This window comes from Pseudomonas sp. NPDC090233, from assembly GCF_044772285.1.
GTDB lineage: Bacteria > Pseudomonadota > Gammaproteobacteria > Pseudomonadales > Pseudomonadaceae > Aquipseudomonas.
This window is the reverse complement of sequence record NZ_JBIVYQ010000004.1, coordinates 322,214-334,895: the sequence shown is the minus strand read 5'-3', so window position 1 is coordinate 334,895 and position 12,682 is coordinate 322,214. Positions and strand designations below refer to the sequence as shown.

The 12,682-nt window shown below is 62.8% G+C and carries 9 protein-coding genes; 5 read left to right on the top strand and 4 right to left on the bottom strand.

Annotated elements, in window-relative coordinates:
* Positions 1 to 6: 6 nt before the first annotated feature.
* The 4 genes from ACIQUF_RS12840 (at position 7) to ACIQUF_RS12825 (ending at position 6,303) form a co-directional block, all read left to right on the top strand.
* Complete coding sequence (locus ACIQUF_RS12840) at positions 7 to 1,683, top strand: aryl-sulfate sulfotransferase (protein WP_403131818.1); 1,677 nt, start codon at positions 7 to 9, stop codon at positions 1,681 to 1,683.
* Positions 1,684 to 1,973: 290 nt separating this feature from the next.
* Complete coding sequence (gabD, locus tag ACIQUF_RS12835) at positions 1,974 to 3,416, top strand: NADP-dependent succinate-semialdehyde dehydrogenase (protein WP_400801355.1); 1,443 nt, start codon at positions 1,974 to 1,976, stop codon at positions 3,414 to 3,416.
* A gap of 181 nt (positions 3,417 to 3,597) precedes the next feature.
* Positions 3,598 to 4,875 (top strand): 4-aminobutyrate--2-oxoglutarate transaminase, encoded by a 1,278-nt coding sequence (gene gabT / locus ACIQUF_RS12830; RefSeq protein WP_403131816.1) that lies wholly within the window; start codon positions 3,598 to 3,600, stop codon positions 4,873 to 4,875.
* A 138-nt stretch (positions 4,876 to 5,013) separates the two neighbouring features.
* Positions 5,014 to 6,303, top strand: coding sequence for an HDOD domain-containing protein (locus tag ACIQUF_RS12825; RefSeq protein ID WP_403131814.1), 1,290 nt, complete (start codon positions 5,014 to 5,016; stop codon positions 6,301 to 6,303).
* Between the two features lie 145 nt (positions 6,304 to 6,448).
* Here the strand turns inward: ACIQUF_RS12825 and ACIQUF_RS12820 are convergent, their stop codons facing one another.
* Together ACIQUF_RS12820 and desA are read right to left on the bottom strand one after the other, a co-directional pair.
* Positions 6,449 to 7,435, bottom strand: coding sequence for a GGDEF domain-containing protein (locus tag ACIQUF_RS12820; protein ID WP_403132511.1), 987 nt, complete (start codon positions 7,433 to 7,435; stop codon positions 6,449 to 6,451).
* Between the two features lie 141 nt (positions 7,436 to 7,576).
* A complete protein-coding gene (gene desA / locus ACIQUF_RS12815) occupies positions 7,577 to 8,761 on the bottom strand; it encodes a delta-9 fatty acid desaturase DesA (RefSeq protein ID WP_403131813.1) in 1,185 nt (394 codons plus the stop codon).
* A 147-nt stretch (positions 8,762 to 8,908) separates the two neighbouring features.
* Between desA and dibA the strand changes: the two genes are divergently transcribed.
* Positions 8,909 to 10,657 carry a phosphodiesterase DibA gene (dibA, locus tag ACIQUF_RS12810; RefSeq protein ID WP_403131812.1) on the top strand — a complete coding sequence of 583 codons (1,749 nt, stop codon included), beginning with the start codon at positions 8,909 to 8,911 and terminating at the stop codon, positions 10,655 to 10,657.
* Between the two features lie 281 nt (positions 10,658 to 10,938).
* Here dibA and ACIQUF_RS12805 read toward each other — a convergent pair whose 3' ends face one another.
* Positions 10,939 to 11,583 carry a methionine ABC transporter permease gene (locus tag ACIQUF_RS12805; RefSeq protein ID WP_054903149.1) on the bottom strand — a complete coding sequence of 215 codons (645 nt, stop codon included), beginning with the start codon at positions 11,581 to 11,583 and terminating at the stop codon, positions 10,939 to 10,941.
* Positions 11,573 to 12,682, bottom strand: coding sequence for a methionine ABC transporter ATP-binding protein (locus ACIQUF_RS12800; RefSeq protein WP_403131811.1), 1,110 nt, complete (start codon positions 12,680 to 12,682; stop codon positions 11,573 to 11,575). The genes ACIQUF_RS12805 and ACIQUF_RS12800 overlap by 11 nt, the downstream gene beginning before the upstream one ends.

The following is a 12,682-nucleotide window of genomic DNA, read 5'->3' as shown; positions in this document are numbered from 1 at the left end:
TTTGCCATGAATGCCAAGACCGAAACCCCCACACTGCCTGAAGGCGCCTGCCTGACCGCCAAGGTCCCCGAGCGTGATGAAGCGCTGCTCGGTGATGTGGTGGTCAACCCGTACCGCCTGGCGCCGCTGACCGCGATCATCCGTGACGGCGGGCGTACTTTGAGTGCGGCCCATGTGCGCGTGCTGGGCCGCGGTGAGCGCGGGGTGGATATCAGCTACGACGTATCCGACCGTTCGCTGTGGACCTACGGCGGCATCCCGGTGTTCGGGCTTTATCCGGACTACGTCAACCAGGTTGAAGTGACCTACAAGGTGGACGGCGAGCGCATTCGCGAGCGCTACCAGATCTACGCGCCGGCCGTGCGTCTGCCGGTGGTGGCGAAACAGACTGCCGCGTTGCCGGAAGTCGAGCCGATCAAGGTTGCGCCGGGCTTCGAAAACCGCCTGTACCTGTTCAACCACCTGCAGGGTGATATCCCGGGTGCGCGTGCCTTCAAGTGGAATGGCCTGGGCGGTGCCGCCGAGTGGGACCAGGTTGGCAACAACTGGATCTCCGACAGCAACGGCGACGTGCGCTGGTACCTGGACATCGAGCAGATCCACGATTCCAACCGCCGCGACGGCCTGGGCGGCACCATGGGCTTCCAGCAGACCCGCGACGGCAAACTGATATGGGGCCAGGGCCAGACCTACTCCAAGTACGACCTGCTGGGCCGGCGCATCTGGCAGCGCAGCCTGCCGGACAAGTTCGCCGACTTTTCCCATGAGATCCGCGAGACGAGCAATGGCACCTACCTGCTGCGCGTCGGCACCAGCGACTACCGCCGCCCGGATGGCAAGCGCGTGCGCTCAATCCGTGACCACATTATCGAGGTCAACGAAGCCGGCGACGTGCTGGACTTCTGGGACTTGAACCAGATACTCGACCCGTATCGTGGCGATCTTCTGGAAACCCTGGGCAAGGCCGCCATCCAGCTGCCGGATGGGGTTCAGAAACAGGACGAGCGCCTGGCCAACGAGCTGGCCGAAGGTGATCTGCCGTTCGGCGACACGCCGGGTGTCGGCACCGGGCGCAGCTGGGCGCACGTGAATGCCATCGACTACGATACCGATGACGACAGCATTATCGTTTCAGCGCGCCACCAGGGCGTGGCGAAGATCGGCCGTGACAAGGCGGTGAAGTGGATTCTCGCCTCGCCACAGGGCTGGCCGCAGCGGCTGCAGGACAAAGTGCTCAAGCCGGTCGGTGGTGAAGGCTTCGATTGGTCCTGGACCCAGCATACCGCCTGGCTGACCGGCAAAGGCACCCTGACCGTGTTCGACAATGGCTGGGGGCGTGACTTTGCCCCGACCAAGTTGAGTGGCAATTACAGCCGCGCCGTGGAATACAAGATCGACGAGGCCAAGGGTACGGTCGAGCAGGTTTGGGAATACGGTAAGGAGCGCGGCGACGAGTGGTATAGCCCGGTGACGTCGGTGGTGGCCTACCGGCCGGAGACCGATACCCAGTTCATCTATTCGGCATCAGTGAATTTCCTGACGCCTGAGAAGCTCACTACCACCGTGTTGAATGAGGTGCGACGGGGGACGCAGGAGGTGGTGGTGGAATTGAAGGTGCATAGCCGGCAGCCGGGTTCCGTTGGCTATCGAGCCTTGGTGATCGATCTGGCCAAGGCGTTCTGATTCACACTTTTTTCAACTCGTTCGTCTAACCTGTACCGGCCTCTTCGCGGCTAAAGCCGCTCCCACGGATACCGCACAGCGGTCCTGGTGGGAGCGGCTTTAGCTGCGAAGAGGCCGGTTGCATTCATGCAAATCATGAATTTTTCGATGGCCTGTTCAACCATTCGTTCTTTTTTTTGAACAGCCTATTGTCCTACACCCCAGCAGCCGCTTAGCATTCGTTTGAGATTTCAAACGCTCGATGCCCTGCCTTGGGCGCTTTTCAACAATCAACAATTCGGGAAGCCGACATGCAGCTCAAAGACGCTCAGTTGTTCCGCCAGCAAGCCTTCATCAACGGTGAGTGGCTGGATGCGGACAGCGGCCAGACCATCAATGTGACCAACCCGGCCACTGGTGAAGTCATCGGTACCGTGCCGAAGATGGGCACCGCGGAAACCCGCCGCGCCATCGAAGCCGCCGACAAGGCCCTGCCGGCCTGGCGTGCACTGACCGCCAAAGAGCGCTCGAACAAGCTGCGTCGCTGGTTCGAACTGATGATCGAGAACCAGGACGACCTGGCTCGCCTGATGACCACCGAGCAAGGCAAGCCACTGGCCGAAGCCAAGGGCGAAATCGCCTACGCCGCCTCGTTCATCGAGTGGTTCGCCGAAGAAGCCAAACGCGTTTACGGCGACACCATCCCAGGCCACCAGCCTGACAAGCGCCTGATCGTCATCAAGCAGCCAATCGGCGTTACCGCGGCCATCACCCCGTGGAACTTCCCGGCCGCGATGATCACCCGTAAAGCCGGCCCGGCCCTGGCCGCTGGCTGCACCATGGTGCTCAAGCCCGCTTCGCAAACCCCGTACTCCGCCCTGGCTCTGGTCGAGTTGGCCACCCGCGCCGGCATCCCGGCTGGCGTGCTGAGCGTCGTCACCGGCAGCGCTGGCGAAGTCGGCGGCGAGCTGACCGGCAACTCCCTGGTACGCAAGCTGTCCTTCACCGGCTCGACCGAAATCGGTCGCCAGCTGATGGAAGAATGCGCCAAGGACATCAAGAAGGTTTCCCTGGAGCTGGGCGGCAACGCGCCGTTCATCGTGTTCGACGATGCCGACCTGGACAAGGCGGTCGAAGGCGCGATCATCTCCAAGTACCGCAACAACGGCCAGACCTGCGTCTGCGCCAACCGTATCTACGTGCAGGACGGCGTCTACGACGCGTTCGCCGAGAAGCTGGCCGCCGCAGTGGCCAAGCTGAAGATCGGTAACGGCCTGGAAGACGGCACCACCACTGGCCCGCTGATCGACGGCAAAGCTGTCGCCAAGGTTCAGGAACACATCGAAGACGCCGTCTCCAAAGGCGCCAAGGTGCTGTCCGGTGGCAAGATCATCGAAGGCAACTTCTTCGAGCCGACCATCCTGGTCGACGTGCCGAAGACTGCCGCTGTCGCCAAAGAAGAGACCTTCGGCCCACTGGCGCCGCTGTTCCGCTTCAAAGACGAAGCCGAAGTCATCGCCATGTCCAACGACACCGAGTTCGGCCTGGCCTCGTACTTCTACGCCCGTGACATGAGCCGTGTGTTCCGTGTTGCCGAGGCCCTGGAATACGGCATGGTGGGTATCAACACCGGCCTGATCTCCAACGAAGTCGCGCCGTTCGGCGGCATCAAGGCTTCGGGCCTGGGCCGCGAAGGCTCCAAATACGGTATCGAGGACTACCTCGAAATCAAATACCTGTGCATCAGCGTTTGATCGCACGGTAAAAGTTTTACCTCTGCCAGCGGGGCGCGAGAGCGACGTCTCGCTGGCCTTTTTGACATAGCAGTACCTGGTGGCCAGGGCGTTCACGGCAGTCGATCAACGAATACTGTTCGCGAACACTCCCAGCCACCCCCGAATAAAAGCGCCGCTGATCGGTGCAAATGAGGGCATTATGAGCAAGACCAACGAATCCTTGATGCAACGTCGTATCGCCGCCGTCCCACGTGGCGTTGGCCAGATCCACCCGATCTTCGTTGAAAGCGCGAAGAACTCGACCGTGATCGACGTTGAAGGCCGCGAACTGATCGACTTCGCCGGCGGCATCGCAGTACTGAACACCGGCCACCTGCACCCGAAAGTGGTTGCAGCCGTGCAAGAGCAGCTGACCAAAGTCAGCCACACCTGCTTCCAGGTGCTGGCCTACGAGCCTTACGTAGAGCTGTGCGAAAAGATCAACAAGCTGGTGCCAGGCGACTTCGAGAAGAAGACCCTGCTGGTCACCTCCGGCTCCGAAGCCGTTGAAAACGCCGTGAAGATCGCCCGTGCCGCCACTGGCCGCGCTGGCGTGATCGCCTTCACCGGCGGCTACCACGGCCGTACCATGATGACCCTGGGACTGACCGGCAAGGTCGTGCCGTACTCCGCTGGCATGGGCCTGATGCCAGGCGGCATCTTCCGCGCCCTGTTCCCGAGCGAGCTGCACGGTGTCAGCGTTGACGACGCCATTGCCTCGGTCGAGCGCATCTTCAAGAACGACGCAGAGCCGCGCGACATCGCTGCGATCATCCTTGAGCCAGTTCAAGGCGAAGGCGGCTTCCTGCCAGCGCCGAAAGAACTGATGAAGCGCCTGCGCGAGCTTTGCGACAAGCACGGTATCCTGCTGATCGCCGACGAAGTGCAGACCGGCGCTGGCCGTACCGGCACCTTCTTCGCCATGGAACAGATGGGCGTCGCGCCTGACCTGACCACCTTCGCCAAATCCATCGCTGGCGGCTTCCCGCTGGCCGGTGTGTGCGGCAAGGCCGAGTACATGGACGCTATCGCCCCAGGCGGTCTGGGCGGCACCTACGCCGGTTCGCCGATCGCCTGCGCTGCGGCACTGGCCGTTATCCAGGTGTTCGAGGAAGAGAAACTGCTGGACCGCAGCAAAGCTGTTGGTGAGCGCCTGACCGCTGGCCTGCGTCAGATCCAGGAAAAGCACCCGATCATCGGCGACGTCCGTGGTCTGGGTTCGATGATCGCTGTGGAAGTCTTCGAAAAAGGCACCCACACCCCGAACGCCGCCGCCGTTGCCCAAGTGGTTGCCAAGGCACGCGACAAGGGTCTGATCCTCCTGTCCTGCGGCACCTACGGCAACGTCCTGCGTATCCTGGTTCCGCTGACTGCCGAAGACGCACTGCTGGACAAAGGCCTGGCCATCATCGAAGAGTGCTTCGCTGAACTCGCTTGATGTGACGCGCTTCATAAAAAAACCCGCCTAGGCGGGTTTTTTTTGTGCCCAACAAAGGCCTGTGGCGCTATGGTTGTTGCAGGACTTGCCTTGGAAGCTGCAACGGATTTGCGTGTCAGGGATATTCAGGAGTTGGCCATGAACGCTGCAGACCCCGCCCCACCTAGCGTACTGATCGCCGAAGGCGACCCCTGGGTACGCGACATGCTGCGTGAGATGCTGCTCAGCGTGCGCTGCGATGCCCGGCTGCAGGTGTGCGCCGATGGCTCGGAGGCGCTCTCGGCGTTGGCCAGCAAGCCCGACCTGATCATCGCCGCCCGCGAACTGACCGGCGTCGATGGCCTCGACCTGTTGCGCAAGGTGCGCGCCAAGGGGCCTGGGTTGCCGTTCATCCTCATGAGCAACCGCAGTGACAGCGCCAGCGTGCGCGAGGCACTGCCGCTGCATCCCACCGCTTACCTGAGCAAGCCACTGAATCTGGAAAACCTGCGCAAACGCCTGGAAGAGCTGCTGCTGGCTGTGGGCGAGCAGATCGCCTGCCCGGTGCCGCCGCTGCAGCCCGGTGCCAGCTTGCCCGCTTTCCTTGAGCAACGCCGCGCCACCGCCGATGGCGGCCCGCTGTTCGCCGATGTACAGGTGGCGATCAAACGTGCGCTCAATCCCCAGGGGCTGAACCTCAAGGTGCTCGAAGAAGAGGTGCGCAACGACCCGCAGGTCACCGCTGTGCTGATCGCCGCCGCCAACAGCGCGGCCCTGCATCGTGACGCGCCGGTGCAGACTTTGCTGCAAGCGCTGAACAAGCTGGGCAGCACGCAGAGCATGAACCTGATCCTGGGGCTCACCCTCAAGCGCAGCGCACGCCTGACCGACCCTTTGCTGGCGCAGTATGCGGCGCATTTCTGGAACCTATCGCTGCATACCGCCGAATACGCGCGGTCGCTGGCGCGCAAGCTCGAACTGGACGAAGAACGTTGCTATTGCGCAGGGCTGCTGCACTGCCTGGGCGATCTGGCAGTGCTGCGTTGCCTGCAGGAATGGCGGCTGGCCGGCGGTGAGTTGGATGAAGGGCAGGTGCAGACGTCGCTCAAGGAGTTTGGCGCGGCTTTCGGCTCGGCGCTACGCACTCGCTGGCGCTTGCCGCTTAGCCTGCGGGAGTTGATCGCGGCGATTTACCAGTTGGGTGGCGGGGTGTATTCGCGGGAGATTCTGGCGATGAACCTGGCTGGGCAACTGGCGCGATTGCCGGCGGATCAGGGGTTGGAAAAAGTCGCCGACAACAAGACCGCGCGCTTGCTCAAGGTAGGGCTGGCGGAGCTGAGCCGGTTGCGAAAGGTAGAGAATCCTGAGGTTAAGCCACGGGAAGAGGCCAAGGCTGAGGTCATCGAAATCAGGGATGAAGAGCCGCCTATCACGGAACCAGAGCCCTGATCAGTGGGAGCGGATTCATCCGCGAAGCAGGCACCGCGGAGCATGGCACGGGCTACGCCCGTGTTCGCGGCTGAAGCCGCTCCCACAGAGATTGCATGCCGGCTGAGGCATTTTGGACTGCCCCCCAAAGATTGCACAGTTGATTTCAACTGCTGACAATCTGATTTTTCCCCTGCCGCTTGGCCTGGTACATCGCTTCATCAGCCCTGGCAAACAGGCTGTCCAGCGATTCATCCGCATCGCCAAGCCCGGTCACCCCTTGGCTGACCGTCACTCCATACACCTGCTCGCCATGGCTGAAACTCAGCCGCTGGATCTCACGTTGCAGGCGCTCGGCGATCTGTTCCGCGACCTGCGCGGTGCAGCCCGGGAACACCGCAGCAAACTCTTCGCCACCGATGCGCCCGAACAGGTCGCCCCGCCGTAGCACGGCTTTGCCAGCGTCGGCGATGCGTTGCAGAACCTGATCGCCTTCCTGGTGGCCGTAGCTGTCGTTGATCTGCTTGAAGTCGTCGATGTCCAGTAACAGGAAGGCCATCGGGGTGCCCTCTTCACGGGCGTTGTCGAAGGCCTGTTGGGCGCATTCGAAAAAGTGCCGGCGGTTGCTGCTCTGGGTCAGCACGTCGGTGGTGGCCAGACGTTGCAGTTCGCCTTCGAGCTGCTTCTTTTCGGTGATGTCCTCGGCAATACCGACGATGATCACTCGGTCGCCTTCGCGCTGCTGATTGATGTAGCACTTGTCGCTCAGCCAGCGCACCTGGCCGCTGGCGTTGATGATGCGGTATTCGCGGTCTTCCACGGCGCCTTTGACCAGCACCTGGGCCAGGCTGCGTTCGGCGTACTCCAGGTCGTCGGGGTAGATGCTGTCGCGCCACTCGTTGAAGTCGGCCAACACCTGGCTGGCCGGGCGGCCGAAGATGCGCTCGTACGCGGGGCTGACGTAGAGCACCTGGCGGGTTTCCCAGTCGAAGGCCCAGAGCACCGCATTGACGCTGTCGAGCAACGAGCTGTAGAGCTGTTCACGTTCACTCAGCCGCGCCACTTCGCCCTGTGCATGCAGCAAGGCGAGCAAGGTTTGGGCGGCTCCAGGAGGGGCGTTGCCGGGCAGCGTTGAATGGATGTTCTTGGCCATGTGCACGGAGCGGTTCTCGACGGGTGAGCGTGCGGCCACAGACCGGCCCGCCACGCGGGCGATGTGCCGGATTTGAGTGGTTTTTCAGAGGGTAAGTTCCAGCGGGCACGCCCCATTGCAGGGCGTGCCGATCAACGGCGGTCAGGCACCGGTGGGACGCAGGGAGTAGGTTTTCAACTGCGCGGCAAAGTCGTGCAGGGCATGGATGCCACTGGCTTCGGCTTCTTGCACCCAGTCTTTCATGGCGGCGAGCATGTCATGACCGTTGGCACTGGTGCGGGCCCAGATCTGCTGCAAGGCCAGGCGTTTTTCATAGATGACTTTCAGCGCCTGGCTTTGTGCGAGTAGCGACTCGATCCGCACATGGTGGCGGTCTTCGAGCAGGCTGGTTTCCCGCGACAGCAGGCGTTTTGCGCGGCGGAAACGGTGGCTCACCGAGGCATCGAGCTTGGCCAGCTCTTGTTTGACCAGCGGGCCGATCACCAATTTGCGGTACTGGGCCATGATCTGGAAGCGGTTGTTGAGGATCGCCATGGCGGTGTCCATGTCCAGGCTGGCCTTGCCTTCGACGCGGTGGGCGATGGGCGCCACGCGTTGCACCTTGGCCAGGCGCAGCAGGCAGAGCAGGCGTATCCAGGCCCAGCCCATGTCGAACTCCCAGCGTTTGACCGACAGCTTGGCGGAGTTGGGGTAGGTGTGGTGGTTGTTGTGCAGTTCTTCGCCGCCGATGACGATGCCCCACGGCACCAGGTTGGTAGCGGCATCGCGGCATTCGAAGTTGCGATAGCCCACCGCATGGCCCAGGCCGTTGACCACACCGGCCGCCCAGAACGGAATCCACATCATCTGCACCGCCCAGATGGTGATGCCGATGGTGCCGAACAACAGCAGGTCGATCACCGCCATCAAGGCGATGCCGCCCAGCTTGTAGCGCGAATAGAGGTTGCGCTCGATCCAGTCTTCCGGGCAGTTCTTGCCATAGATGCGCAGGGTTTCCGGGTTGCGCGCCTCTTCGCGGTACAGCTCGGCGCCTTTGCGCAGCACCGTGCTCAAGCCCTTGTGCACGGGGCTGTGCGGGTCGTCCGGGGTTTCGCACTTGGCGTGGTGCTTGCGGTGAATGGCGGTCCACTCGCGGGTGTTCTGCGCCGTGGTCAGCCACAGCCAGAAGCGGAAGAAATGCTTGAGCGCGCCGTTGAGCTCCAGCGCACGGTGGGCGGAGTAGCGGTGCAGGTAGATGGTGACGCTGACGATGGTCACGTGAGTCATCAGCAGGGTAACGCCAACCAGTTGCCAGGCCGACAAGTCGAGCAGACCGTTGTACCACATAGGTGTCAAAACCCTCGAAGACACAGGGGAAGGCTGTGATTATCCCTTGGCAGGGAAATAAAACCAGTCAGCCTTTCAGATAGGACGTCACGGCATGTTTCTGCCCTTATAATGCCCCATCTTTTTTCATGGGCTTTTCCCCCCGACATGATGTCTGTTTCTGTTCGCGACGCCTTGCGCAGGGCTGCTGCTCGGCTGCTCAATCTTTTCGGTACAAGCGCGCAACAGCGTAGAGAAGACCAGGAGCGGCTGCGTATGGCGGCGGCGGTATTCGATTGCACCCTGGAAGGGGTGCTGGTCACCGACCGCCAGGGGCTGATCGTGCACGTCAACCGCGCCTTCATGCGCATCACCGGCTATCAGCAGGAAGAAGTGCTCGGCCAGCGCCCGAGCAAGTTCAAGTCGGGCCGCCACGGTGTGCCGTTCTATCAACAGATCTACGCCACGCTGGCTGCGAAGGGCGAGTGGAGCGGGGAAATCTGGAACCGGCGCAAGAGCGGTGAAATCTACCCGCAATGGCAGACGATTCGTACGATTTCTGATGATCGTGGCGAGCTGAGCCATTACGTGGCGGTGTTCAGCGACATCAGCGCGATCAAGCATACCGAGCAGGAGCTGGCCTTTCTGGCCCATCACGACCCACTCACCAACCTGCCCAACCGCTTGCTGTTCAACGACCGGGTCGAGCAGGCCCTGGCGTCGGCTCAAGCCAACAAGCGCGGGTGCGCCCTGTTGCTGCTGGACCTCGATCATTTTCAAAGCATCAATGATGGGCTTGGCCATACCGTCGGTGACCAGTTGCTCAAACTGGCGGGCGAGCGCTTGGCTCAGGTGTTGGGCAATGGCGTGACCCTGGCGCGCCTGGGCGGTGATGAGTTCGGTGTGCTGGCCGAGAATTGTCAGCAAGTCGGCCAGGCCGGGAAGCTGGCGCAGGCGTTGATCGAGCGCATGCGTGAACCCTTCGAGTTCGACGGGCATAGGCTGTTCATCAGCGTAAGCGTCGGCATCAGCCTGTTCCCCAGCGATGCGCTGAGTGCCGAGCAGCTGCTGCGCAACGCCGACGCGGCGCTGTTCAAGGCCAAGCACAATGGCCGCGCGTGCTATGCGCTGTACACCGAAGAGCTGACGGCGCACGCCCAGCAGCGGGTGGAAACCGCCGGTGAATTACGCCACGCGTTAGCGCAAGATGAGTTGCGGGTGTTCTTCCAGCCGGTATTCGACCTGTCCACTTCGAAAATGGTCGGGGTAGAGGCGCTGGTGCGCTGGCAACACCCACTGCGTGGCCTGGTGCCGCCGAGCGAGTTCATCCCCATCGCCGAGCGTACCGGGCTGATTGCCGAGATCGACGCCTGGGTGCTGCGCGAGGCGTGCCGGCAGATGGTTAGCTGGCAAGCCGATGGGCGCACGCTGGCATTTGTCGCGGTGAACATTTCCAGCCGGCTGTTCGGTCAGCGCGAGCTGTACCGGCAGGTGGCCCAGGTGCTGCACGAAACCGGCCTGGCGCCGGAGTTGCTGGAACTGGAGGTGACCGAGAGCGCGGTGATGGAAGACCCAGAGGTGGCGCTGGAACAGTTGCACCGCTTGCGCGAGCTGGGCCTGAGCCTGGCCATCGATGACTTTGGCACCGGGTATTCGTCGTTGCTGCGGCTCAAGCGCCTGCCGGTGCAGAAGCTGAAGATCGACCAGGGCTTCGTCGCCGGGCTGCCGATGGATGACGACGACATCGCCATCGTGCGGGTGATCATCGCCCTGGCGCACAGCATGGGCATGCAGGTGCATGCAGAGGGCATCGAGCAGGCGGAGCAGGCCGGGTTTCTGCTGGAGCAGCAGTGTCAGCTGGGGCAGGGGTATTGGTTCGGGCGGCCGGTGCCGGCTGGGGAGTTGTGTTGGGGGTGAGGGCGCTTGTCTTGGATTCTGCCGTGATGCGCAAATCGAGCGCCGCCCGCGCGGCGCATCGCGGATGAATCCGCTCCTACGTTTGTTGCAACGTGCCTATGCCTGTGGGGCCATGAGTGTTCGCCTTGGCGCCAGTCGATAAATCGCGTCGGCCTAACGAGGCTGTCAACGACGGTCTGTCAGGCCATGGCACGTTGCAACCGATGTAGGAGCGGATTCATCCGCGATGCGCCGCGCGGGCGGCGCTCGATCTGCGCAACACCACACAACCCAAGCCATGCTCACCGCTTGTTCAACCCTTTCGCCAGTCTATCCCCACCCACCTGAATCACCGCCACCAACGCCACCAGCATGGCAATCACGGTCAGCATGATCTGGCTGTCGAACCGCTGATACCCATACCGATAGGCAATATCCCCCAACCCCCCGGCGCCGATCGCCCCGGCCATGGCCGAGGAGTTGATCAGCGTCACCAGTGTGATGGTGAAACCGCCAACGATCCCCGGCAGTGCCTCGGGCAACAGCACATGCCAGACGATGTGCCAGCGCCGGCAGCCCATTGCCTGTGCGGCTTCCACCAGGCCATGGTCGACTTCGCGCAGGCTCACTTCGGCAATCCGTGCGAAGAACGGTGTGGCGGCGATGGTCAGCGGCACTACGGCGGCCCACACGCCATAGGTGGTGCCCACCACCAGGCGGGTGAACGGGATCAGCGCGACCATCAGGATCAGGAACGGAATCGAGCGGAACAGGTTGACGAAGGCGCCGAGCACGCGGTTCAGCAGCGGCGCTTCGAAGATGCCGCCCTTGTCGCTGGTGACCAGCAGCACCGCCATCGGCACGCCCACCAGCAGCGCGATCAGCGACGACACGCCGACCATCAGCAGGGTGTCGAGCAAGCCTTCGAGCAAGCGATCAAACCACATGGCCCAGTACCTCCACGTCTTCGGCCCAGCGGCGGGCGCGTTCCAGCAATTGATGGGTGTCATGCGGCGAGCCCTGAATCGACAGGATCAGCTGGCCGAGCGCATGCTCGCCGATGGTTTCCACGCCGCCCTGGAGCAGGCGCACACGCCCGCCCAGGTCACTGAACAGGTCGGACAACGCGGGTTCACCGAGCACGCTCAGTTTGAGTACCAGCGCACTGTCGCGGCCCACCGGGCTGGCCCGCAGGTTTGCCTGCAAAGCCGCAGGCAGCTTGGCCTGCAAGGGCGCCAGCAAGGTGCGGGTGACGTCATGCCGGGGCGAACCGAATACCCGCCACACTTCACCCTGTTCGACCACTTCGCCGCGCTCCAATACCACCACGCGGTGGCAGATGTCGCGGATCACTGCCATCTCGTGGGTAATCAGCACCACGGTCAGGCCCAGGCGCTGGTTGATGTCGCGCAGCAGTTCGAGAATCGACGCGGTGGTTTCCGGGTCCAGCGCCGAAGTGGCTTCGTCGCACAGCAGGATTTCGGGGTCATGCACCAGCGCCCGGGCGATGCCGACCCGCTGCTTCTGTCCGCCCGACAGTTGTGCCGGGTACACATGATGCTTTTCCTGCAGGCCGACCAGCTCCAGCAACGCGCGAACCTTGCGCTGGCGCTCGGCCTTGGCCACGCCGGCCACCTTCAATGGCAGCTCGACGTTCTGCCACACGGTCTTGGCCGACATCAGGTTGAAATGCTGGAAGATCATGCCAATGCGCCGGCGCAGCGCCACCAGGCGGTCTTCGTCGAACGGCGCGATGTCCACCTGGTCGATCAGTACCCGGCCTTGGCTGGGTTGCTCGAGGCGATTGATGGTGCGCAGCAACGACGATTTGCCGGCGCCGCTACGGCCGATGATGCCGAAGATCTCGCCACGGCGGATATTCAGGTCGATGCCTTGCAGTGCCGGCTGCGCCTGGCCCGGGTAGGTCTTGCCGAGGCCGACGAAGCGCACATGGGCTTGGTTGACCTCCGGGCGCAAGGCCTGCTCCCGGGCCGGTGGCGGCGCGGTTTGAGCGGTGGGCGCCTTGAGGGCGCTGGCCTGGCTCAT